23 protein-coding genes are annotated in these 23,362 nt (G+C 68.4%); 5 read left to right on the plus strand and 18 right to left on the minus strand.

Going from position 1 to position 23,362, the window contains the following annotated elements; all coding sequences use genetic code 11:
- Window positions 1-7 precede the first annotated feature (7 nt).
- The 10 genes from IXW21_RS12470 to guaB form a co-directional block, all read right to left on the minus strand.
- Window positions 8-1,696, minus strand: a complete 1,689-nt coding sequence (locus tag IXW21_RS12470) for an ABC-F family ATP-binding cassette domain-containing protein (protein WP_194764582.1) — start codon at window positions 1,694-1,696, stop codon at window positions 8-10.
- Window positions 1,697-1,788: 92 nt separating this feature from the next.
- Window positions 1,789-2,340 carry an OsmC family protein gene (locus tag IXW21_RS12475; protein ID WP_194764583.1) on the minus strand — a complete coding sequence of 184 codons (552 nt, stop codon included), beginning with the start codon at window positions 2,338-2,340 and terminating at the stop codon, window positions 1,789-1,791.
- 137 nt (window positions 2,341-2,477) lie between these two features.
- The gene (locus tag IXW21_RS12480) at window positions 2,478-4,259 is read right to left on the minus strand and encodes a sensor histidine kinase (protein WP_194764584.1); all 1,782 of its coding nucleotides are present in this window, start codon (window positions 4,257-4,259) and stop codon (window positions 2,478-2,480) included.
- The gene (locus IXW21_RS12485; RefSeq protein ID WP_194764585.1) at window positions 4,256-4,603 is read right to left on the minus strand and encodes a response regulator; all 348 of its coding nucleotides are present in this window, start codon (window positions 4,601-4,603) and stop codon (window positions 4,256-4,258) included. Before IXW21_RS12485 ends, IXW21_RS12480 begins: the two co-directional genes overlap by 4 nt.
- Complete coding sequence (locus IXW21_RS12490) at window positions 4,600-4,743, minus strand: hypothetical protein (RefSeq protein ID WP_194764586.1); 144 nt, start codon at window positions 4,741-4,743, stop codon at window positions 4,600-4,602. Before IXW21_RS12490 ends, IXW21_RS12485 begins: the two co-directional genes overlap by 4 nt.
- A complete protein-coding gene (locus tag IXW21_RS12495; RefSeq protein ID WP_194764587.1) occupies window positions 4,740-6,227 on the minus strand; it encodes a glycosyltransferase family 2 protein in 1,488 nt (495 codons plus the stop codon). Before IXW21_RS12495 ends, IXW21_RS12490 begins: the two co-directional genes overlap by 4 nt.
- The gene (locus tag IXW21_RS12500) at window positions 6,227-6,940 is read right to left on the minus strand and encodes a PHP domain-containing protein (protein ID WP_194764588.1); all 714 of its coding nucleotides are present in this window, start codon (window positions 6,938-6,940) and stop codon (window positions 6,227-6,229) included. Before IXW21_RS12500 ends, IXW21_RS12495 begins: the two co-directional genes overlap by 1 nt.
- The gene (locus IXW21_RS12505) at window positions 6,937-7,926 is read right to left on the minus strand and encodes an ATP-grasp domain-containing protein (protein ID WP_194764589.1); all 990 of its coding nucleotides are present in this window, start codon (window positions 7,924-7,926) and stop codon (window positions 6,937-6,939) included. Before IXW21_RS12505 ends, IXW21_RS12500 begins: the two co-directional genes overlap by 4 nt.
- Window positions 7,926-8,969 (minus strand): response regulator, encoded by a 1,044-nt coding sequence (locus tag IXW21_RS12510; RefSeq protein ID WP_194764645.1) that lies wholly within the window; start codon window positions 8,967-8,969, stop codon window positions 7,926-7,928. Before IXW21_RS12510 ends, IXW21_RS12505 begins: the two co-directional genes overlap by 1 nt.
- Before the next feature lie 190 nt (window positions 8,970-9,159).
- Window positions 9,160-10,662 carry an IMP dehydrogenase gene (gene guaB / locus IXW21_RS12515; protein ID WP_194764590.1) on the minus strand — a complete coding sequence of 501 codons (1,503 nt, stop codon included), beginning with the start codon at window positions 10,660-10,662 and terminating at the stop codon, window positions 9,160-9,162.
- Window positions 10,663-10,963: 301 nt separating this feature from the next.
- Here guaB and IXW21_RS12520 point away from each other — a divergent pair, with 301 nt between their 5' ends.
- From IXW21_RS12520 to IXW21_RS12535, 4 genes are read left to right on the plus strand one after another with little or no spacing between them, the layout of a single operon-like run.
- Window positions 10,964-12,280, plus strand: a complete 1,317-nt coding sequence (locus tag IXW21_RS12520) for a branched-chain amino acid ABC transporter permease (RefSeq protein WP_194764591.1) — start codon at window positions 10,964-10,966, stop codon at window positions 12,278-12,280.
- Between the two features lie 2 nt (window positions 12,281-12,282).
- Window positions 12,283-13,260, plus strand: a complete 978-nt coding sequence (locus tag IXW21_RS12525) for a branched-chain amino acid ABC transporter permease (RefSeq protein ID WP_194764592.1) — start codon at window positions 12,283-12,285, stop codon at window positions 13,258-13,260.
- Window positions 13,261-13,306: 46 nt separating this feature from the next.
- Window positions 13,307-14,260, plus strand: a complete 954-nt coding sequence (locus IXW21_RS12530; RefSeq protein ID WP_194764646.1) for an ABC transporter ATP-binding protein — start codon at window positions 13,307-13,309, stop codon at window positions 14,258-14,260.
- Window positions 14,257-15,012, plus strand: a complete 756-nt coding sequence (locus IXW21_RS12535; RefSeq protein ID WP_194764593.1) for an ABC transporter ATP-binding protein — start codon at window positions 14,257-14,259, stop codon at window positions 15,010-15,012. Before IXW21_RS12530 ends, IXW21_RS12535 begins: the two co-directional genes overlap by 4 nt.
- Before the next feature lie 135 nt (window positions 15,013-15,147).
- On the opposite strand, the gene IXW21_RS12540 is transcribed toward IXW21_RS12535, so the two are convergent.
- The 3 genes from IXW21_RS12540 to groES all read right to left on the minus strand — a co-directional run bounded on the left by IXW21_RS12540 (window position 15,148) and on the right by groES (window position 17,990).
- The gene (locus IXW21_RS12540; protein ID WP_194764594.1) at window positions 15,148-16,422 is read right to left on the minus strand and encodes an ABC transporter substrate-binding protein; all 1,275 of its coding nucleotides are present in this window, start codon (window positions 16,420-16,422) and stop codon (window positions 15,148-15,150) included.
- Between the two features lie 145 nt (window positions 16,423-16,567).
- On the minus strand, window positions 16,568-17,506 hold the full coding sequence (gene rarD / locus IXW21_RS12545) for an EamA family transporter RarD (RefSeq protein WP_416361100.1): 939 nt from the start codon (window positions 17,504-17,506) through the stop codon (window positions 16,568-16,570).
- Window positions 17,507-17,693: 187 nt separating this feature from the next.
- Complete coding sequence (groES, locus tag IXW21_RS12550; protein ID WP_017203655.1) at window positions 17,694-17,990, minus strand: co-chaperone GroES; 297 nt, start codon at window positions 17,988-17,990, stop codon at window positions 17,694-17,696.
- Window positions 17,991-18,147: 157 nt separating this feature from the next.
- Between groES and IXW21_RS12555 the strand changes: the two genes are divergently transcribed.
- Window positions 18,148-19,356 carry a THUMP-like domain-containing protein gene (locus IXW21_RS12555; RefSeq protein WP_194764595.1) on the plus strand — a complete coding sequence of 403 codons (1,209 nt, stop codon included), beginning with the start codon at window positions 18,148-18,150 and terminating at the stop codon, window positions 19,354-19,356.
- Here the strand turns inward: IXW21_RS12555 and IXW21_RS12560 are convergent, their stop codons facing one another.
- Genes IXW21_RS12560 through tsaB form a run of 5 tightly spaced genes read right to left on the minus strand, consistent with a single transcriptional unit; the run spans window position 19,357 to window position 23,347 of the window.
- Window positions 19,357-20,631 (minus strand): hypothetical protein, encoded by a 1,275-nt coding sequence (locus IXW21_RS12560; protein WP_194764596.1) that lies wholly within the window; start codon window positions 20,629-20,631, stop codon window positions 19,357-19,359.
- Window positions 20,632-20,635: 4 nt separating this feature from the next.
- Window positions 20,636-21,154: a hypothetical protein gene (locus IXW21_RS12565; RefSeq protein ID WP_228528495.1), complete on the minus strand. Its 519-nt coding sequence runs from the start codon at window positions 21,152-21,154 to the stop codon at window positions 20,636-20,638.
- Window positions 21,154-22,224 (minus strand): tRNA (adenosine(37)-N6)-threonylcarbamoyltransferase complex transferase subunit TsaD, encoded by a 1,071-nt coding sequence (tsaD, locus tag IXW21_RS12570; RefSeq protein WP_194764597.1) that lies wholly within the window; start codon window positions 22,222-22,224, stop codon window positions 21,154-21,156. The genes IXW21_RS12565 and tsaD overlap by 1 nt, the downstream gene beginning before the upstream one ends.
- Entirely contained in the window at window positions 22,221-22,727 is a 507-nt protein-coding gene (gene rimI / locus IXW21_RS12575; RefSeq protein WP_194764598.1) for a ribosomal protein S18-alanine N-acetyltransferase, read from the minus strand. Before rimI ends, tsaD begins: the two co-directional genes overlap by 4 nt.
- A complete protein-coding gene (gene tsaB, locus IXW21_RS12580; RefSeq protein WP_194764599.1) occupies window positions 22,724-23,347 on the minus strand; it encodes a tRNA (adenosine(37)-N6)-threonylcarbamoyltransferase complex dimerization subunit type 1 TsaB in 624 nt (207 codons plus the stop codon). Before tsaB ends, rimI begins: the two co-directional genes overlap by 4 nt.
- Window positions 23,348-23,362 lie beyond the last annotated feature (15 nt).

A 23,362-nucleotide genomic window follows, 5' to 3' on the forward strand; every position in this document is an offset into this window, starting at 1 on the left:
GTCGCACTCACCGAGCTCGTGCGACCCGGCGCTCGTCCCAGACGGGCGCGTCGGCCTCGTAGACCTCCCCCTCCGACCCGAAGACCAGGAACCGATCGAACGAGCGCGCGAACCAGCGGTCGTGTGTGACGGCGAGCACGGTGCCCTCGAACCGCTCGAGGGCATCTTCCAGAGCCTCGGCGGACTCGATGTCGAGGTTGTCCGTCGGCTCGTCGAGCAGCAGCAGCGTCGCACCGGACAGCTCGAGCAGCAGCACCTGGAAGCGCGCCTGCTGACCGCCCGACAGCGATTCGAACGTCTGCTGCGCCTGACGCACGAGTCCGTAGCGGTCGAGCGCCGAGCTCGCGGCATCCCGAGGCATCCCCGCTCGCCGTTCGTCACCCCGGTGCAGGATCTCGAGCAGCGTGCGACCGACGAACTCCGGATGCGCGTGCGTCTGCGCGAACAGACCGGGCACCACCCGCGCACCGAGGGTCGCTCGACCGGTGTGCGCGACGTCGGCGAGCTGCTCCCCCGTCGACGTGACGTGGCCGAGCGAGGGATCGGGGTCGCTGCCGCCGCGCGCGAGCAGCCTCAGGAAGTGCGACTTCCCCGAGCCGTTGGATCCGAGCACCGCCACGCGGTCTCCGTACCAGACCTCGGCGTCGAACGGCCGCATCAGCCCGGTGAGCTCGAGCCGCTGTGCGACCACCGCGCGCTTGCCGGTGCGCGCACCGCGCAGACGCATGTCGAAGTCCTGCGCCGGCGGTCGTTCCTCGGGCGGTCCGGCCTCCTCGAACTTGCGAAGGCGGGTCTGCGCGGCCTGATACCGCGAGGCGAACCCGTCGTTCGCCGAGGCTTTCACCTTGAGCGTCGCGACGAGGATGCGCAGCTTCTCGTGCTGCTCATCCCAGCGACGACGAAGCTCGTCGAGTCGGTCCATCCGATCGCTGCGCGCCTGGTGATAGGTTGCGAAACCGCCTCCGTGCACCCACGCCGATGCTCCGGCGCCCCCGGGCTCGAGCGTGATGAGTCGGTCGACGGCCCGCGCGAGGAGCTCGCGGTCGTGCGACACCAGCAGCACCGTCTTCGGCGTCTGACGCAGCTGCTCCTCGAGCCAGCGCTTGGTCGGCACGTCGAGATAGTTGTCCGGCTCGTCGAGCAGCAGGACCTCGTCCGGACCGCGCAGCAGCGCCTCGAGGGCCAACCTCTTCTGCTCGCCGCCCGAGAGCGTGGTGAGTTCCCGGAACCGCGCCCGCTCGTACGGCACTCCCAGAGCCGCGACAGTGCACTGGTCCCAGATCGTCTCGTGCTCGTAGCCCCCGGCGTCCGCATACTCGGCGATCGCGGTCGCGTAGGCCATCTGCGTGTCATGCTCATCGCGCTCGATCAGCGCGTTCTCGGCTGCGTCGAGCGCGTCAGCGGCCCCGCGGATGCGCCGGGGCGCGACCCGCACCAGCAGCTCGTGCACGGTCTGACCGACTTCGCCGTGGCCGACGAACTGGTCCATGACACCGAGACCGCCGTCGATCGTCACGACGCCGGCATCCGGAGTCTGATCGCCGCGGATGATGCGCAGCAGCGTCGTCTTGCCGGCTCCGTTCGGCCCGATGAGCGCGCTCGTCGACCCCGCTCCGACGCGGAATGTCACCTCGTCGAGCAGCGGTCTTCCATCGGGGAGGGTCAGCGAGACCCCTGCTGCATCTATGTATCCCACCGTGCGTGGCCGTCCTTCCGCCCGCATGGCGAGCCGACCAGGCTATCAGGATCCGAGGCCGCGCGACCGCCCGATCGAGCCGGGAGTCGCGATCAGTTCAGCGCGCCCGAGACCGGCACCGGATTCGCGAACAGATCGAGTACCGGGCAGTGATCGTCGACGACCTGCCGCAGATTCTCGTACTGCTCGTCGGAGTCAGGACCCGAGATCGAGACTCGAAGGCGGACGTCGTGGAACCCGGCCCGCCCTGACTCATCGATGCCGAAGAGCTTGCGGACATCGAGGTCGCCCTCAGCGGTGATCTCGATCTCGTCGATGGTCAGATCGAGAGCCTGCGCGTACAGCCGATACACGACGACCTGGCAGCTGATGAGCGCACCGAGGGCGTACTCGACAGGGCTCGGTGCGACGTCGTCACCCGCGAGGGCGCCGGGCTCGTCGACGAGGAACCGATGCTTGCCTGCGCGGATCTCGGTCGCCACCGACCCGACACCACGACCGGACACTGTGTAGGTCAGCTGTGCGGCGGCCGGGTCCGCCGCGATGCGCTCGTTCCACGCTCCGCCCGCGTCAGAGAGGCGCTGCGAGCGCTGCTCGGCGGTGACATCCGCGATGGCTGAGATCTGTTCCTGAAGAAGGGTCATGCCGCGAAGATACGGGCCCTGTCTGCGTCGAGCGCGGCGCGCGTCACCGGACGACACCGGACGACACCGGCGGCAACACCGCGTCTCGAGCGTGCCGGTCGGAGCGACCGCCCCCAGCGATCCGGGAATCGTGTCCGCTAGTCCGCGTCGCCGACGATCTGGATCGCTTCGGTGCGCGGGGCGACGGGCAGGACCATCCGGAACTCCGTTCCGACTCCCTCTCGACTCGTGACGTCCATGTACCCGCCGTGCGCCAGCACGATGGCACGGGTGATGGTGAGCCCGAGGCCCACACCCGGCACCGCGTTGCGGGTCGCCGTCGAGGCTCGGAAGAACCGGGTGAACAGCATGCCCTGCTCGTCCTCGGGGATGCCGACCCCGGTGTCGCGCACTGCCAGCTCGACTCCTGCGTCGATCTGACGGACGCTCGCGGTGACCTTGCCGCCGGCACCGGTGAACTTGATCGCGTTCGACAGCAAATTGTCGATCGCCTGGCCCATGCGCCCCGCATCGACCGACATCCGCACGGGCGACGACGGCACCTCGGCGACGAGGTCGATCCCCTCTCTCGTGGCGTGCGGGCCCGACGATGCCACGGCGTTGCGCACGAGCTCGACGACATCGGCCTCGCGGCGCTCGAGCGGGAATCGGCCCGACTCGACCTGCGCCGTGAAGAGAAGGTCGCCGACCAGGTTCAGCAGGCGCTGGGCATTGCGCTCGATGATCCCGACGAACTCCTGCTGCTCGGCGGTGAGCGGCTGTGCGGGATCGTTCTGCAGCAGATCGAGGAACCCGATGATCGCGCTCAGGGGTGTGCGCAGTTCGTGCGAGATCATCCCGACGAACTCGTCCTTCATCCGCGCGACCTCCACCGCACGCGTCTCGTCCGTGATCACGAGCAGATATCCCTGGCGGGAGCCGTCTGAGACCTGGTACGGGGAGACGGTCACTCGAGCCGGCACGGACGAGCCCCCTGCCGTCGTGACCTCGATGTCGGAGTCGACCGACAGCCCGCTGTCGGCCTCGTCGAACAGCGCGCGCAGTCCCGGGTGCAGCCGGTCGTCCGTGTGATCGGCATCCGGGGCGAACTGTGCGAGCACCGCGGAGGCGAAGAACCGATCCACACGCACACCGTCGAGCGCGTCGGAGACCGACATCCCGAGCAGGCGCACAGCGCCGGGGTTCCATGCCGTGATCGATCCGCAGTTGTCGGTGGCGACCACGGCCTGTCCGGTGATGGAATTCCACAGACTCGAGAACGAATCCGACAGCGCGCGATACTGCGCCTCGCTGTCGCGGAGCTTCTGCAGCATCGTCTCGTTGGCGGCGAGCGCTGAGGTCCTCTCGGTCACGTGAGCCTCGGCCTGAGCGATCCGCTGTCTCTGGAACCGCGACAACTCGTTCACGATCGCGCCGACGGTCGCGAAGACGAGCGGCCCGACCACGCCCCGCAGCCATGCGATCGCGTCTTCGGGCGGCTCGGCGATGTAGGGCAGCAGCAGCGCGATCGACGTGAGCGCGCCGATGAGGAAGACCTGCCGGAACCCCGGCGCGGCGGCGATCCAGATGACCGGCAGCAGCACGAGCGACGAGAAGAGCGACGTGGCGCCGCCGGTACCGGCGCGGAGAACGCCGATCCCGAGGATGTCGATCACCGGGATGAGCATGACCACCCACCCCTCGTAGACTCCTCGGGCGGAGAGCACAACGGCCAGCACCGTCACGGCACCGACCATGCCGAGTCCGACGATCACTGCCCAGACGTTCGAGACGGGGAACTCGGGGACCGCTCCGATGAGCAGGGCCGCGACGCCCACGGCGATCGCCGTGGGGCCCTGTTTGATCAGCGGCGTGGGATTGTCGAAGTAACGGCGCCACCCTCTTTCCAGAGACACCTGCACCGTGCTGCCCGTCGTCATCTGTCGATGCCCCGCAGTATCCTACGCAGGTCCGCCCCCACGATCGGCTTCGGCAGCGCGGCATCGGCGTCCGGATAGTCCGCCGGGTCGAGGACGGAACTCACGATCAGGAAGCAGTCGGGGAACCGGTCGCGTATCTGCCGCACGCACTCCTCCCCCGTGATCCCGGGCAGGAGGAGATCGACGACCGCCACGGCCGGGCGCATCTCGGCGAACGAGGCGATCGCCGACTCGGCGTCGCGGGCTACGAACACCTCGAATCCTTCGCGGTCGAGATAGCGCCGCAGAAGGTTCATCTGGTCCGCGCTGTCCTCGACCACGAGGGCCAGCGGCCGACCGGTCATCGAAGGAACAGCTCTCGCACGATCACGATGACGACGACGACGCCGAAGGCGAGGAGCGCCTGCGGGATCAGGAGCTTCTCGCGACGGGCATCCGCCGCGATCTCCTCCTCCTCGGGGCTTCTCGAAGGTGCATCGGTCATGAGTCGACCCGTCCGATCTTCTCGGTCTTGATCCATGCGGCGTCGGCGTGACGCCACTCCTTGATGTACGAGTCGACGGTGATGGCGCACAGCATCGATCCGTATCCGCAGACGTAGAGCAGAAGACCGGCGAAGAAACGCCCTGCGGGCAGCGGCTCGACGACACGGGCGAGCCAGATGCCGAGCATCGAGATCGGTCCCCAGAGGTAGAAGATGACCGCCCAGGTGAAACGGGTCTCATCTGTGAGGGCGAGTCCGAGGTCGCTCAGACCCGCCTCGAACAGCCAGGGGAACAGTGCGATCGCCATCAGGATCAGCGCCCCGAGACCGGGGAACATCAGCGCTTCCCGCCAGGACTGGCGGCCGATGCGTCCGTCGAGCTGCACGGTGTAGATCATCGAGAACAGATAGATGCAGGCCGCGGCGATCCACATGAAGCGGAAGACGAACTCGGCGATGTCGCTGTGCAGCACGAGCAGCACGAGCAGAGCCGTCGCCGCGAGCACCATGAAGGCGGGCAGCAGCAGGATCGTGAACCAGGCGAGACCGAACGCGAAGCTGCCCAGGTTGTGCTCGCTGCTCGGGCGGAACCACAGGTGCCGATAGATCGAGGTCAGCTGCACGTTGCCCCTGGCCCACCGCAGTCGCTGCTTCCAGAGGCTGTCGATCGTGCGGGGCTCCTCGGCCAGCACGACGGCGTGCGGTTCGAAGACCATGCGGCGGCCTGCCAGCTGTCCCTCAAAGGTCGTCATCGTGTCTTCGGCCAGGGTGCCGGTCGGGATGCGTCCGCCGATGGCCTCGAGGTTGGCCCTCGAGTGCAGCTGCGCGCCTCCGGCCAGGCAGGCGATCGCTCCCCCGACGTTCTGGGTGCGGCGGGCGGAGAGCTGCCCGATCACGTACTCGATCGCGATGAACCGGGTGAGGTAGTTGCGGTCACGGCTGCCCTCCGCGATGTACGCGGTCACGGCCCCGACCTTCTCGTCGGCGAGGTGACGGCTCATCTTGCGCAGCGAGTCGCGGGCGAAGATCACGTCCGCGTCCATGATGAGAACGGCTTCGGTCCACTCGTCCGCGAGCACGACGTCGAGCCCGTGGTTGAGCGTGTGCGCCTTGCCCTCGCCGCCCTTGTCACGACGCAGATGCACCACGCGCCCGGGGAACGCCGCCGACTTCGCGGCGACGACGTCAGGAGTGTCATCGGTCGATGCGTCGTCGATCACGTAGATGCGCAGGCGGTCGGCGGGGTACTCGAGCTGCATCAGGCGTTCGATCGCCGGCCCCAGCACGAGCCCCTCGTTCCACGCCGGGATCAGCACGGCGACGCGCGGATGATGGGGCGCGGCCCGACCGTAGTGGTTCCGGAACGCGTGCAGCGGAAGCACGACGAACTGCAGTCCCGTGTTGATCACCGGAAGCGTGCCGACGAGCACGCAGACGAGGAGGATCACGACGACGACGGTCTCGAGCCAGGTCAGATCGGCCATCAGAGGGTCCCCCAGGTGTCGAGCATCTCGCTGACGCACGAATAGCGTCCGACGTCGGACGCGATGTGGCTGTCGGTCGACGCGACGATCTCGGTGCCCGTGCGATGCAGCGCGTCGAGCAGAGGGATGCCGGGGCATCCCCACTTCTCATTCACCTCGACCATGGTGTCGGTCGCGGCGGCCGCCTGCGCCCAGGCCGAGACGCGCTCGACACCGAGGTCATCCTCGGACAGACCGATCTTGGGCAGGATCGAGAAGCAGTGCGCGAGCTGGTTGCCCGGGTGCCGGCGCATCGACTCGATCAGGGCTGAGACGAGTTGATCGAGCACGTCGTCCGTCGCCCATCCGGCCTCGATGCGCTCCCGCACGGTGCTCGGACTCAGCGGCCCGTCGACTCCGGGGAACTGGTGGTCGGCGATGAGGATGCGGTCGATTCCGGTCGGCAGCTCGGGGATGTCGAGCGTGCCTGAGGCGTCGAGGATCTTCGCCTCGACCCCGGTCAACACGGTGAGCCCGTCGGGCACCTGCAGCGCGCGCACGGCGGCGAGGTAATCGGGAACCCACGGCGTCGACTGCCGCACGTGGTCGACGAAGCGCACGGTCGCGAGCCCCGCTGCGACGGCGGCGTCGAGGTTCTCGGCGAGAGTCGAGACCGCGTCATCGGAGAAGGTCGAATGGACGTGGTGATCGCCGGTGAGGAGCGCGCGAGTCACAGGTCCTCCTGATGCCCCGCGTGCGCGGAGACGAGGACCTCGTCGACCTCGACGATCACGTCTTCGAGGAAACGCACCGAGGCGACCTCGCGGAACGCGACGGACGACGGGATCTCGCGCCCGAGGAACAGGTCGGCGACGAGCGAGGGGATGTCGACGCCCGCGGCGATCGTGAGCGGGAGCGCACCCGGGAAACGGGGGTTCACCTCGAGGAGCACGGCACGGCCCGCTCGGTCGCGTCGGAGCTGCACATTCGCGACGCCCACGAGGCCTATGGCCCGCGCGATGGATGCCGCGGCGCTTTCGAGCTCCTCGTCGTGCACCGTGCGTCCGGCGATCGCCACACCGGAATCGACTCGCGCGCGGGTGCGCGGCACAGCCGCCACCACGGATCCCGCGGCATCGGCGATGACATCGACCGAATACTCCTCACCGGGGAGGAAGTCCTGCACGATGAGCCCGTCGTCGTGCGGAAGCGCCTCGAGCGCCGCATGGTCGGGCACCATCCGAACGCCGCGACTGCCTGCGCCCTGCCGCGGCTTGGCGAAGACCGGGAACTCCCAGTCGACCGCGAGCGCATCGGAGCCCGCGAGCACCGTGCGCGGAGTGAGGCCTGTCGCTTCACAGCGCTCGGCGAGCAGGAGCTTGTCGAGCGCGACGGAGAGCGTGTCCTGCGACGGCGCCGCGAGCACGGCCGGTGCCAGCTCCGCACGTCGGCCTGCGAGGGCGGTGAGCTCGACGTCGACGGTGGAGATCACGAGGTCGAGCCGGTCCTCTGCGACCATACGGGCGATCGCGGGCACGAAGTCGTCATCGCGCCCGGGCGGCACCAGACGTCGATGTGTCGGGGGCACGAGGTAGATCCCGCTCGCCCAGCCGTCCATGTCGGCGGCGAAGACCTCGAGGTCGGAACGCCGCAGGAGCGAGCGGATCACCGCCACCCCGGCCGGGCCTCCGGCACCGGTCACCAGTACACGCGCGCTCATCAGCTCTCCCGTCGTGTGAGTTCGTGGGCTCCGATGAACTCGGCGGTCTCGCGGACGACCTCGAGCGGCTCGACCGCCGCTCCTCCTCCGAAGCGCGACCAGTAGCGGGCGGTCGCGGTCACGAAGTCGGGGTCGAGGTAATCACGGGTGGCAGTCTGGGACCCGAAGCACTCGAGCAGTCGCAGCTTCTGAGCGAGGTACTGGTCGATGCGAACGAACCGTGTCGGGCGGAAGTCGATCGTCGCCGAGGGACTCTGGTAGCACGCGACCGTGCCCACACGCCGGGTCGCGGCGATCGTCGCCTCGCTCACCGCGCGGTGATCCTGATGACGATCGTTCGACGAGTGGGTGTACACGATGGTCGGCTGCACCTCCTGCACGACCTCTTCGATCAGTCGCACCGTGGCGCCGCCGCCGGAGATCTCGGTGTCGACGAGGTCTTTCACGAACAGTCGCGCGCCGAGCATCTCGGCCGAGGCGAGCGACTCGTGCTGCCGACTCTCGGCGTCGCCTCCACGCGCGCCGCGCGAGAGAGTGAGGATGGTGAGGGAATCGCCGGCCTGGGCGTGTGCGGCGAGCAACCCGCCGACTCCGATCTCGACGTCGTCGGGGTGCGCGCCGATCGCGAGAACCACCTCCTTCGAGCGGCCGGCCTCGCGTCGCGCGCGGCCCTCCGTCACCAGACGCGTGACGGCCTCGACCAGCTTCGCGTTGTCGAGGGGCTTGGTGAGGAACTCGTCGGCCTGGGCACGCAGGGCCGAGACGGCATACTCCACCGAGACGTGCGCAGTCATCACGATGACCGGAAGCAGCGGATCCGCGCGTCGCAGCTCAGCCAGCAGCTCGAGACCGTCGAGGCCGGGCATCTCGATGTCGGTCACGACCGCGTCCGGCGCGAAGCTCTCCACGCGCGCGACAGCGGAACGGCCGTCGTGTTCGACCGCGACCTCGCAGCCTGCGCGTCTCTCGAGCACGGTCTTCACGAGCAGGGCGACGTCCGGGTCGTCATCGACGACGAGGACGCGGGGAGCATCCTGAGTCATAGGTGCGGCTCTCATGGGGGAAGTCCCCTGCCGGCCAGTGTCCGGAACGTCTCTCTGCGCCCTTCGCGCGGGGAGCTCGAGGGGAAGTCGAGCGGGTGTCACTAAATACTGGCATATCAACATACGTGACGAGGGCGCTGCACGACGAAGGACCGGACGCATTCGCATCCGGTCCTTCGTCTCTTCCGACTCAGCGCTTGTAGTTCGGCGCCTCGACGACGATCTGCACGTCGTGCGGGTGCGACTCCTTGAGTCCGGCCGCGGTGATGCGCACGAAGCGGCCCCGCTGCTTGAGCTCCTCGATCGTGCGCGCGCCGACGTAGAACATCGACTGGCGGAGTCCGCCGACGAGCTGGTACGCCACGGCGGAGACGGGTCCACGGTAAGGAACCTGACCCTCGATGCCCTCGGGGATCAGCTTGTCGTCGCTCGGCACGTCGGCCTGGAAGTAGCGGTCCTTCGAGTACGAAGTCTGCTTGCCACGGGTCTGCATGGCTCCCAGCGAGCCCATGCCGCGGTACTGCTTGAACTGCTTGCCCGACTGGAAGACGATCTCGCCCGGCGACTCGTCGGTACCGGCGAGGAGCGAGCCGAGCATGACGGCATCGGCACCGGCGACGAGCGCCTTGGCGATGTCGCCCGAGTACTGCAGGCCGCCGTCGGCGATCACGGGGATGCCGGCGGGTGCCGCCGCGAGCGACGCCTCGTAGACCGCGGTGACCTGCGGCACGCCGACGCCGGCGACGACACGCGTGGTGCAGATGGATCCGGGACCGACACCGACCTTGACGGCGTCGACACCCGCGTCGACGAGCGCCTGTGCACCCTCGCGGGTCGCGACGTTGCCGCCGATCACGTCGACGTGCGCGAAGCTCTCGTCGGCCTTGATCCGCTTGACGAGATCGATGACGCCCTGGGACTGGCCGTTCGCGGTGTCGACGACGAGCACGTCGACGCCCGCGTCGCGCAGCGCCTCGGCGCGCTCCCAGGCATCGCCGAAGAAGCCGATGGCCGCGCCGACGCGCAGGCGACCCTGGTCGTCCTTGGTGGCGAGCGGGTACTTCTCGCTCTTGTCGAAGTCCTTGATGGTGATGAGGCCCGCGAGCGTGCCGTCGTCATCGATGAGCGGCAGCTTCTCGACGCGGTGCTTCGCGAACAGGGCGATGACCTCACCGGCGGCGACGCCGACGGGAGCGGTCACGAGGCCCTCCGAGGTCATGACGTCCTTCACGAACGTCGTCTGGCGCTCGAAGCCCGAGACGAATCGCATGTCGCGGTTCGTGATGATGCCCACGAGGCGGCCGTCGGGATCGACGACCGGCAGACCCGAGATGCGGTACTTCGCGCACAGGGCGTCGACCTCTTCGACCGTGGCGTCGGGCGTCGTGGTGATCGGGTCGGTGATCATGCCCGACTCGCTGCGCTTGACACGGTCGACATGCGCGGCCTGGTCGGCGATCGACAGGTTGCGGTGCAGGATGCCGATGCCGCCCTCTCGAGCCATGGCGATCGCCATGCGCGACTCCGTGACGGTGTCCATGGCGCTGGAGAGCAGCGGCGTGGCGACCGAGATCCGGCGAGTGATCCGCGAAGAGGTGTCGGCCTCGCTCGGGATGACGTCGGTGTGCCCCGGGAGGAGCAGCACATCGTCGTACGTGAGTCCGACGAAGCCGAAGGGGTCGTGCTGGTCCATGGATAGTCCTCCTGCGGGGCGCGATCTGGGGTGAGGGTGTACCAATTCTAAGCGCCGAGGCCCCGAGGAAATTCCCGCGCGCGTCACCGCGCTCGCGCGACTTCCCGCACGCGCGCGACGACGGCTGGGCAACTTCGTGATGGGATCGTTCTCACCGTGAGCAGATCGTGCCTTGGCCGAAACAGAGCCGACACATTACGCTCATACCGTCGTACATCAGGGCCGATGCACAACTCCGTCATGGCCTGTGTACTGGGCTGGAGGTTCTGTGCGTCCGACGATCTCGGCGAAACGAAGCGGAATGCGGTGGGTCACGATCCTGCTGGCGTCGCTGCTCGCCATCGCTTTCCTCTGGTTGCAGCCTCCCGCAGCGGCCTCCGCCGAAGAGACGGATGACGGGCAGGAGATCACCGACTTCTACTTCGCGGGTGTCATCACGTTCGATGACGACCCGGTCGAAGGCGTCGTGATGACGATCGAGGGCAACGGCTTCGAGGGCGAGACCGAGACCGACGCCGAGGGCAAGTGGCGCCTGTACGTGCCCGAGAAGGAGACGTACACGCTCACCGTCGACGAGGACACCCTTCCCGACGGCGTGATCGTCGACGCGGCTCAGCTCCCCGAGGGGACGCAGCCGATCTCCGGCACCACGGCGTCGTTCGAGGTCGAGTTCGGTCTCACCGGCACCAAGATCATGAATCTCTTCCTGGGCGAGGGCGAACGGATCACGGTCTCGTTCGTCGACCAGCTCGTGTCGCGTCTGGTGGGCGGTCTGAACTTCGGCCTCCTGCTCGCACTCGCCTCGATGGGCGCCGCGCTCATCTACGGCACGACTCGACTGTCGAACTTCGCCCATGCCGAGATGGTGACGTGGGGCGGCCTGGTAGCCCTGGTCGTGACCTCGTTCTGGCAGCTGCCCCTCTGGCTCGGCATCGTCGCGGCCGTGATCGGCGGCGGACTCCTCGGCTGGGCCATGGACGCCGGCCTCTGGCGGCCGCTGCGCCGACGCGGACTCGGTATCGTCCAGCTGATGATCGTGAGCATCGGGCTCTCACTCGCCCTCCGCTACGTCTTCCAGTACTTCATCGGCGGCGGCACCCGTCAGCTCCCCGGAGCGAGCCCCACCCCGATCCAGTTCGGTCCCGTGTCGCTGTCGTACATCGACATGATCGGAATGGGCGTCAGCATCGTCGTCATCATCGGCGTCGCCTGGTTCCTGACCCGCACCCGCATCGGCAAGGCGACGCGGGCCATCTCGGACAACCCGCAGCTCGCTGCGGCTTCCGGCATCGACGTCGACAGAGTCATCCGCATCGTGTGGATCCTGGCCGGCTCGCTCGCCGCGATCTCCGGCATCCTGTGGGCGTACTTCCGTCCCGGTGTGAAGTGGGACATGGGCGTGCAGATGCTGCTGCTGATCTTCGCCGCCATCACGCTCGGCGGACTCGGCACCGCGTTCGGCGCACTCGTCGGATCGCTCATCGTCGGGATCGCGGTCGAGATCTCGACGCTGTGGATCCCGTCCGACCTCAAGTACGCGAGCGCGCTCGTCATCCTCATCGTGATCCTCCTGGTGAGGCCGCAGGGTCTGCTCGGACGCAAGGAAAGGTTGGGCTGACGATGGACTTCGGAAGCATCTTCTCCAACACCGCGGTCTACCTGCTCAGCCCCGTCACGATCGCCTACGCGCTCGCGGCGACCGGCCTCGCGGTGCACTTCGGCTACGCGGGCCTGCTCAACTTCGGAATGGCCGCGTTCATGGCGATCGGCGGCTACGGCTACGCGATCTCCGTGCTCACCTTCGGGCTCCCCTGGTGGATCGGCATGCTGATCGGCCTCATCGGCGGTGCGGTGTTCGCGATCATCCTCGGCATCCCGACCCTGCGTCTGCGAGCCGACTACCTCGCCATCGCGACGATCGCCGCAGGTGAGATCGTGCGCCTGCTGTTCACGACGCAGGTGTTCGACGAGTACACGAACTCCGCAGACGGCCTCGCGCAGTTCAACGGAGGGTTCCGCGACGCGAACCCCTTCCCCGAGGGCACGTACGGCTTCGGTCCGTGGACCTTCACGGCGAACGACCTGTGGAACCGCGTGTTCGGTCTGATCGTGCTCGCGATCGCGATCCTGCTCGTCTGGTCGCTGATGCGCAGCCCCTGGGGCCGTGTGCTCAAGGGCATCCGCGAAGACGAGGACGCGGTGCGCTCACTCGGCAAGAACGTGTTCGCGTACAAGCTGCAGGCTCTGGTCGTCGGCGGGATCATCGGCGCCGCGGGTGGCATCATCTTCGTGCTCCCGTCCGCCGTGGTCCCCGGCAGCTACACGACATCACTGACGTTCTTCCTGTGGACCATCCTGCTGCTCGGTGGAGCGGCGACCGTGTTCGGCCCCACGCTCGGGGCCGTGCTGTTCTGGGTCGTGTTCGCCTTCCTGGCGAACCTGCTCCCCGCGCTGGCGAAGTCGGGAATCCTCCCGATGTCCGACAGCCAGGCGTCCACGCTCGTGTTCGTCTTCGTCGGAGTGGCCCTGATGCTGCTCGTGATCTTCCGCCCCCAGGGGATCCTCGGAGACAAGAGGGAGATGACCTTTGTCAAATGAACTGAACCCCGACGCGGCCGCCGACAAGGCGCCCGCCACCGGCAGCATCCGACGGCCGAAGACGACCGGACTCACCACGGGCCCCGCTGTCCCCGGCGTGGGAAAGGTCGATCCGATCCTCGTGGTCGATGGGGTGCAGCGACGCTTCGGTGGCCTGACGGCCGTCGACGTCGATCACCTCGAGATCCCTCGCGGTGCGATCACGGCGCTGATCGGCCCCAACGGAGCCGGCAAGACCACCCTGTTCAATCTGCTCTGCGGATTCGACAAGCCCAACAGCGGCTCCTGGTCGTTCGACGGCACCAACCTCTCGGGTGTCCCCTCCTTCAAGGTGGCCCGCATGGGGCAGGTGCGCACGTTCCAGCTGACGAAGTCGCTGTCACTGCTGACCGTGCTCGAGAACATGAAGCTCGGCGCTCCGCATCAGCGCGGCGAGGGGTTCTGGTCGAGCCTGTTCCCCTTCCTCTGGCGCACGCAGGACCAGGAGATCGAGGTGAAGGCGCGTGAGCTGCTGACACGGTTCAAACTCGACGCCAAGGAGAAGGACTTCGCCGCGGCCCTGTCCGGCGGCCAGCGCAAGCTCCTCGAGATGGCCCGCGCCCTGATGAGCGACCCGACACTCGTCATGCTCGACGAGCCGATGGCGGGCGTGAACCCGGCTCTCACGCAGTCGCTGCTCGACCACATCCTCGATCTGAAGGAACTGGGCATGACCGTGCTCTTCGTCGAGCACGACATGCACATGGTCCGGCACATCGCGGACTGGGTGGTCGTCATGGCCGAAGGGCGCGTCGTCGCCGAGGGACCGCCCGACCAGGTCATGGAGGATCCGGCCGTGATCGACGCCTACCTCGGCGCCCATCAGGACGTCGACCTCGGTGCCGTGACCGGACGCATCCCCGTGCTCGCCGACACCGCTGCCGTGCGACTGCGCGAGCAGATCGAAGCAGAGGCCGAGGCCGAGCTCGCCGCTGAAGACACCGAGGAGGGACGCGCATGACCGAGGTCGACTCCATCAAGAACGATCACGTCGTCGTCGAGATGAAGGGTGTGCACGCCGGCTACCTGCCGGGCGTCAACATCCTCAACGGCGCCAATCTCATCGCTCGAAAGGGTGAGCTGATCGGAATCATCGGCCCCAACGGCGCCGGCAAGTCGACGCTCCTGAAGGCGATGTTCGGTCTCGTGAATGTTCGAGACGGCGAGATCACGCTCGACGGCGAGAGCATCGTCGGGCTCAAGGCCGACAAGCTCGTGAAGCGGGGCGTCGCGTTCGTGCCGCAGACGAACAACGTCTTCCCCTCGCTCTCGATCGAGGAGAACCTGCAGATGGGGCTCTACCAGAACCCCAAGATCTACGCCGAGCGCCTCGAGTTCGTCACCGGGATCTTCGCCGAGCTGGGCAAGCGCCTGAAGCAGCGCGCGGGCTCGCTGTCGGGCGGCGAGCGGCAGATGGTCGCGATGTCACGGGCCCTCATGATGGATCCGTCGGTGCTGCTCCTCGACGAGCCATCGGCCGGTCTCAGCCCTGTCCGTCAGGACGACGCGTTCATCCGCGTCTCCGACATCAACAAGGCGGGCGTGACCACCATCATGGTCGAGCAGAACGCCCGACGCTGCCTGCAGATCTGCGACCGCGGCTACGTGCTCGACCAGGGCAAGGACGCCTACGAGGGCACCGGACGCGATCTGCTGAACGACCCCAAGGTGATCGGGCTCTACCTCGGCACGCTCGGCACCGACGCAGCCTGAGAACGCACGAGAGAGGGGCGAATGCCGCGGCATCCGCCCCTCTCTCGCGCCCCGGGCTGCTCCGCGAGGTCACCGCACAGGACGAAGGCCCCGGATGCGTGCTGCATCCGGGGCCTTCGCTCTGCGATCGGGTGATCAGTTGGTGCGGGTGATCAGGTTGTCCGCGCCGTAGACGTAGGTGCCGATCGAGGCGCCCTGCGGGTCGCCGTTCTCGTCGAACGTGATCTCGCCGGAGTAACCGTCGTAGTCGGCCGTTCCGCCGTCGTTGATGATCTTCGCGCAGTCGGCGAAGCTGGTGCACTTCTCACCGTCTCCGCTGCCACCCGAGACCTCCTGCATCTTCGCCGCGATGTCCGCACCCTCGGTGGAACCTGCTGCGAGCGACGCGAGAGCCACGAGCACGACGGCGTCGTACGCCTCGGCCGCGTAGGTGAAGTCGTTGACCTCGGAGTTGCCCTCACCGGTCCAGAAGGTCTGGAGACGCTCGGTGAAGTCGTCCTCGAGAGCCGGGCCGGGCTTGGTGCCCTGCGCGCCCTCGAGCGAGAACGGGAAGTTCGTGTCGGGCGAGGAGCCGTAGTCCGACAGGTTGCCGTCGACCAGGTACCACTTCTCCGGCGAGGCGCCGGCGTTCGACAGCAGCGGGGCGATTGTCTTGAACTGGTCGAACGACACGATCGCGATGGCGTCGGGGTTCGCGGCCGTGATGGTCGCGACCTGAGCGTCGAACTGACCGTCGCCGACGTTGTACGAGGCGTCTGCGACGACCTCTCCGCCGGCACCCTCGAACGTCGACTTGATGTTCTCGAACAGACCGGTGCCGTAGGCGTCGTTCTGGTAGATCACACCGAGGGTCTTGGCGCCGTCCTCGGCGATCAGGTTGCCGAGCACCTCACCCTGCAGCAGGTCGCTGGGAGCGGTGCGGAAGTACAGTCCGTTGTCGTCCCAGTCGGTGAAGTCCGGACCGGTGTTCGACGCCGAGATCTGCAGGATTCCCGCACTGACGTTGCCGTCGAGGATCAGACGCGAGACGCCCGATGCGGCAGCGCCGACGATGGCGGAGACGCCCGCACCCTCGAGCTTCGTGATGGAGGTCTCGTAGGCCTTGGTGTCGGTGTCGCCCTCGTCCTCGGCGGTGAGGTCGATCGTGATGCCGGCAGCGGCCTCGTTGACCTCGGAGACGGCGAGGCCGACACCCGATTCCATGGGCGGGCCCAGGAACGACAGAGATCCCGTCTGCGGAAGCAGCGAGCCGAGCTTGAGCGTCAGGTCCTCGGAGGACGACGATCCACCCCCGTCCGAAGGCTCCTCGGTCGGCGTGCTGCTGCAGCCCGCGATGACGATGGCGGCCGCGCTGGCCAGCGCGATCCCGGCGAAGACCCTCGCCTTGCGCGAGCCCTTCAGTGAGTTCATGATGCTCCCTTGCGTATCTGAGCGTGGATTTCGCACCACGCTCGGGTGCTCTAACACTAGGACCGGAATTGGTCGATTGGGGGTCGCCGATGTTTCGGTGCGTTAACGATCCGGCACCGGGTGCCAGAGGCACTGAGCCGCGGGTTCAGACCGGTTCGTGCCGGGCCTGTCGACGACCGCGGCGAGCCGCGAGCAGCAGATCGATCACGAACACCGCGATCGCGATCCACACGATGACGAAGCCCAACCAGCGCTCGAGCGGCATGGGCTCCCCCAGCACCGCCGCCCCGATGATGAACTGCATCACCGGGGTCACGAACTGGATCATGCCGATCACGGTCAGGTCGATGCGTCGCGCACCCGCCGCGAACAGCAGCAGCGGCACCGCCGTGGCGACCCCGGCGAACGCGAGCAGCGCCGCGTGCCAGGCGCCGTACTGCCCCATCGTGATGCCGGCGGGAGTCGTGGCCACCACGATCAGCTGCACGACCGCGATCGGGATCAGCCAGAACGACTCGAGCGTGAGGCCGCTGATCGCATCGACCGCCGGGCCGATCTTCTTCTTGATGAGCCCGTAGACGCCGAACGACGCGGTGAGCGACAGCGCGATCCAGGGGAACGAGCGGTAGAAGAGCACGATCACGACGACGGCGACCGCGGCGATGCCGATCGCCGCCCACTGCAGCCGACGGATGCGCTCCTTGAGGACGAAGACGCCCAGCAGCACGGTCGCGATCGGGTTGATGAAGTATCCGAGGCTCGTCTCGACCACGTGGCCGGTGAGGGTGCCGATGAGGAACACCTGCCAGTTGACATAGATCAGCACACCGGCGAGCGCCGTCCACCCCAGCAGTCTCGGCTGTCGCACGATGGCGCCGAGCGCCTTCCATCCCCGTGTGACGGTGAGCAGGATGCCGCAGAACACGAAGGAGAGGAGCACCCGCCAGGCGACGACCTCCCACGGGCCGGTCGGTGCGAGGAGCAGGAAGTACAGCGGCAGAACGCCCCACAGCAGATATGCGCCGCCCGCGTACGCGACCCCCGCGGTCTGGGTGGCACGGTCCGCAGGTGTCGTCAGGGTCACCGGACCACACTATGCCCGGCGTTGGGCGCCGTCGGGCGGCTGAGGTCACTCGGCACGGGAATGGCAGGAATCGCGCGCGACGTGGCGGAATGCGGAGAGGGCCCGGATGCGTGATGCATCCGGGCCCTCTCCGAGGAACAGGTTGTCCCCGGCCTTCGGCAGGCTCAGGAACCGGCTCGTGCGCTGATCAGCGAACGACGACCGCGAGCACGTCGCGGGCCGACAGGACGAGGAACTCGTCTGCGCCGAACTTCACTTCAGTTCCGCCGTACTTGCTGTAGAGCACGCGGTCGCCGACGGCGACGTCGAGCGGAACACGGTTGCCGTTGTCATCGATGCGACCGGGGCCGACGGCCACGACCTCGCCCTCCTGGGGCTTCTCCTTGGCGGTGTCGGGGATGACCAGGCCACTCGCGGTGGTCTGCTCGGCCTCGACCTGCTTGATGACGATGCGGTCCTCGAGCGGCTTGATGGAAACCGACACGGTCTACCTCTTCTTTCTTGACGCTGACACGAAAGACTTGTTCGCACTCTCAACCCGAGAGTGCTAACAAACAGTCTATGCGGTGCGCTGGCACTCATGCAATGCGAGTGCCAGCCCCGACACCGAGCAGAGCACATCGCGCGCCTAAGCTGAGGGTGTGGAGATGTCCGAGCTGCGAGCCCTGCTCACCCCCGAAGGCCTCGAGCTGCTCGATGACCTGGGGCCGATCGCGCAGGTCGCGGACGTCGCTCGTGCCGTGTCACGGCTGCGCGCCGCGGGGCACTCCCCCGATCTCGTCTCCGCAGTGGTCGGACAGGCTCACCTGCGCTCGAAGGCCGAGGCGAAGTTCGGCCCCTTCGCCGCACGGATGCTGTTCACCCGCGCCGGGCTCGAACAGTCGACCCGGCTCGGCGTCGCCGCCCGGCACGCGCAGCGACTGCGTCGCGCCGGCATGAGTCGGGTCTCCGATCTGGGATGCGGCATCGGCGGCGACGCTCTCGCCTTCACCGGGGCAGGTCTCGAGGTCGTCGCGGTCGACGCCGACGAGGTCACATCGGCGATCGCCGCCTACAACCTTGCTCCCTTCGGCGAGAGCGCCACCGTGCGCCACGGCATCGCCCAGGAGAACGTGCCCGACGCGTCAGACGGCGCCACCGCGATCTGGATGGATCCCGCCCGGCGCACTCAGGGGCACGGAGAAACGAACCGCGTCTCGTCGGACGAGTACTCGCCGCCGCTGGATTGGGCGTTCGAGGTCGCATCGCGCATTCCGACGGGCATCAAGCTCGGTCCGGGACACGATCGAGACGCCCTTCCCGCAGACGCGGAGACCCAGTGGGTGAGCGCGGACGGCAGCGTCGTGGAGCTCGTCGTGTGGACGGGCATCCTGGCCCGCGAGGGTGTGCGTCGCTCGGCGCTGGTGATCCGCGGCGACGAATCCCACGAACTCACCGCCGCCGCCGATGCCGAGGATGCACCGGTGCGCGAACTCGGCGCCTTCCTGCACGAACCGGACGGCGCAGTGATCCGTGCCCGGTTGATCGGCGACGTGGCCCGGATCCTCGACGCCGGGATGCTCGACGAGAAGATCGCGTACCTCACCTCGGATGCCGCTCTCACGAGCCCGTTCGTGCAGTCCTTCCGCGTGCGAGAGGCACTGCCGGCCAATCCGAAGGCGATCAACGCCGCGCTCAAGGCGCACGGCATCGGAACGCTCGAGATCAAGAAGCGCGGGATGGACATCGACCCCGCGGCGTTCCGGAAGAAGCTCAGTCTGCGCGGCGAGGCGTCGGCGACTCTGATCCTGACGCGCATGGGCGCTCAACGCCGCGCGATCCTCGCCGACCGCGTTCCGGCGGCCGTCTGATCAGCCCGCGTCGCCGGGAGGAACGTCGACCGGGATCGGGTCACCGTGCTCGCCCCCGACCTCGAGGGACTCACCCGGCCTCACCGCTGTGGTCCCGGTGGGCGCTCCGTCGCCGGGTGCATGCTCCGGAAGCTCCCCGGTGACGATGAGGTATGACCGGCCCATCGGCGTGATGTCGAGGGTCACGCTCCAGGGCATCGTCGTGGCGCCGCCCTCGTCGACGGAGGTGCCCGCGACCATGACGCCCTCGCCCGGGATCATGCCCTCGTTCGCCTCGGCGCAGCTTGTGGCCTCGGCGGCATCGACGATCAGGCACTGCGTGGTGGTGAAACCCTCGGTTCGAACGGCGGACCAGACCGGGGCGCCGCCGGCGTATCCCACGACCGCCAGCGAGTAGGGCTCGTACCCTCGGTCGAGCAGCTCCTGTGCCCGTTCCTGCTCTGCGGCATCGAACTGCTGCATCCAGTCGTCGACGCCGAGCGCCCAGCGCTGGATCAGCGCGACCATCTCTCCGGTGTGCGACCGGGCTGCGGTGGCCGAGATCTGCTCACCACTCCCCTCGTCGCTGCGGCGGGAATCGACGACCGCCGCGCTCAGCCCGTAGCCGCGCTCGAGATCGGCGGCTATCTGGCAGCCCGTGGCCGAATCGCCCGCGACGTCGAGGACGATGCACTCCATCTCGCCGTTCTTCTTCGTGCCGAACCAGACGATCGCGTCGTCGTCGCGGCCGATCGCCTCGACGCTGCCCGGGTCGTAGTCGGCCGTGGACTGCAACTCGGCGCTCCGCTGCTGCTCTTCGGAGGTGAGCGGGATGCCGTCGTCACCGCGCCCGAACAGAGCCCATCCCGTACCGAGGCCGATCACGAGCAGACCCGCAGCGGCGAGTGCCAGGGCGCGCCAGTGCCGGCGGAGCGACGGACAGAGAGTCGTGGGATCGGCCTGCGTGGTCGGTTCGGGATCGGCCTGCGTGGCCGGTTCGGGATCGGCCTGCGTGGTCGGTTCGGGATCGGCCTGCGTGGCCGGTTCGGGATCCTCCTGGGCCGAGGGCGAAGCCAGTTCGACGGGATGTTCGGGTTGGGGCTCCGCGCTCTCCGCGGCGAGGGACGCATCCGCATCCGCATCCGCCCCGTCGTGAGGAGTGCCGCCAGGCGTCCGGCGGCGCTTGTTCTCGAGTTCTCTCAGCCGCGCCGCATCCGCATCGCCGAGTCCCCCGTCGCGTCCGTACGCGCGCGCCTGCAACGCGCGCAGCTCCGTGATCTCGTCGGCGTCGAGCATGGCGTCAGCCGAGCCTCTCGAACTGCATGCCCGCCCACACCAACCAGCCGAGGCTGTAGACCGTGGCGCACAGACCGAGCACGAGGGCCCATCGTGCGATCGCACGACTCTCGACCGGGCGGCGGAGCGACATGATCGAGGCGATCACGGCGACGATGGCGATCGGCACACCCCAGCCGACGAAGAACGAGGCGACGAGCGCGACGATGGCCGCCATGAGCGCCCAGGGCGCGAGCCTGGTCTCGTCCGCGATCACCGGTGTCGCGGCGGTACCGGTGGGCTGCCACTCGGCCTCCCGCGGAGGACGGTCGAGTTCGGGGCCGGTCACCACGACGGGTTCGATCCCCACAGGTCCCGTCGGCAGCTTCGAGTATCCCTCGCGCCGGGCTCCGGGCAGGCGCGCGGCCCCCTCGGGACGCTCGACCTCGGGAGTGGGCTGCTCGACACGCGCCGGGGGCACCGAGGCCGCGGCGTTCATGCCCTCGGCGTCTGCGGGTCCCGTCGTGCGCGACGTGTCGCTCATCAGCCCACCAGCGCCCGTTCGTCGACCTGGATCTCGGTGACGGGAAGGGTCGAGTCGGCGCCGAAGGCGAGGGTCGACGGCCGTCGACCCGAGGCGATCAGCTCGGCGGCGAGGGCGGCGATCATCGCCCCGTTGTCGGTGCAGAGCGAGAGCGGCGGGATGCGCACAGTCACGCCAGCGGCCTCTGCCCTCGACAGCGCGACCTCGCGCAGCCGGCGGTTCGCGATCACTCCGCCGCCCAGAAGAAGACGAGGCACACCCCGATCGGCGCACGCAGCCAGGGCCTTCGTGACGAGCACGTCGACGACCGCCTCGCGGAAGCTCGCCGCCACATCGGCGACGGGCACCTCGACGCCGTCGGCCTCGCAGCGTTCGACCCATCGGGCGACCGCGGTCTTCAGTCCGGAGAACGAGAAGTCGTACCGGTGCTTCGCCAGGTCGGATGCGCGGGAGAGGCCGCGCGGGAAGCGGATCGCGTTCGGGGCGCCCGACGCCGCGGCTCGGTCGATCTCGGGTCCGCCGGGGTACGGCAGCGACAGCAGGCGGGCGACCTTGTCGAAGGCCTCGCCGGCCGCGTCGTCCATCGTCTCGCCGAGCATCTCGACGTCAGTGGTGAGGTCGCGGACATGCAGCAGCGATGTGTGGCCGCCCGAGACCAGCAGAGCGATCGTCGGGTACTCGAGCGGCGCCGAGTCGGGGGTGAGGATGTCTGCGGCGATGTGGCCCACGAGGTGATTCACGGCATAGAGCGGCTTGTCGAGGGCGACCGCGAGCCCCTTCGCCGCACCGACGCCCACCATGAGCGCGCCGGCGAGCCCCGGCCCGCTGGTCACGGCGACGGCGTCGAGATCCTGCAGTCGCACGCCGGCCTGGGCGAGAGCCGCGTCGATCGAGGGCTGCAGCGCCTCGAGGTGGGCGCGCGCCGCGACCTCGGGCACCACACCGCCGTAGCGCGAGTGCTCGTCCATGCTCGACGCGATCGTGTTCGAGAGCAGGGTGCGTCCTCGCACGATGCCGATCCCGGTCTCGTCGCAGCTCGTCTCGATGCCCAGCACGAGTGGCTCGGTCATGCGCTCGCCTCCTTCGCGGCATCCGAATCGATTGTGCGCTGCTCGGCTGCGCGCGAGTGCTGCAGAGCGAGGCGCATCACGATCGCGTCGATGTCATCGGGCTGGTAATAGCGCGGACGACGTCCGATCTCCTCGAATCCTTCGGAGCGATACAGCCCCTCGGCCGTCGGGTTGTCGGCGCGAACCTCGAGGAACACCTCACGCGCGCCGCGCTCTGCCGCAGCGGAGAGCAGCGCCCGGAGCAGCGCCCGCCCCCGACCCGCGCCGCGATACTCCGCATCCAACGCGATCGTCTGGATGTCGGCATCCGATCCGCCCTCCAGCGCACGCACTCCGCCGTATCCGACGACCGTGCCCTCGTGCTCGTCGACCAGGTAGCGACCGTGCGGGTTCGCGAGTTCCAGCGCCATGGCCTGCGGGCTCCACGCGTCGGTCGGGAAGGATCGATGCTCTATCGCCATGATGGCGTCGAGATCGTCAGGGGTGGCGGCGCGAAGGGTCACAGTCCCACCTTCTTCGGCGCGCCGGGCATGGTGACGTCGGGCTGACGCAGGTACAGCGGCTCGGAGTCGGCCAGCGTGCGTCCGGCCGCGAGCGCCCGCGCGCCCACCCGGGCGAGATCGGCGGCCGAGAGCGTGTCGACATCGATACGTCGGATGCCGTCGAGGTGTGCGTCCGCATCGACTCGCGGCACGAGAACGGTCTCTGCGACGACCGCCGGGATTCCGTCGGCGTCCATGCCGGCGAAGACGGTGATCGCGACCTCTCGGCGCCGTGCGTCGGTGACGATCGCGAACGCGCCGTCGATCCGATCGTGCTCGATCGCGGTCAGCGCCGCGGCGTGATGGCTCGGCACGGGTACGACGGGGATGCCGCGTCCCAGCGCGAACGCGCGAGCCGCCGCGATCCCGATGCGCAGTCCGGTGAACGGTCCCGGTCCCATGCCCGAGACGACGTGGTCGACGGGCCCCTCGCCCGCGTCGACGAGCGCGCGTGCGAGCAGGTCGCCGATCACCTCGGCGTGCCCGAGCGGATCGACGGCGGATGCCTGGGAGCGGAGCGTGCCGTCGGCATCGACGAGCGAGACGGCGGTGCCCAAAGAGGTGTCGACGGCGAGGATCACCTCTCCAGGGTAGTC

Origin of the sequence: Microbacterium sp. UFMG61, assembly GCF_015354505.1 — a bacterium.
Lineage (GTDB): Bacteria > Actinomycetota > Actinomycetes > Actinomycetales > Microbacteriaceae > Microbacterium.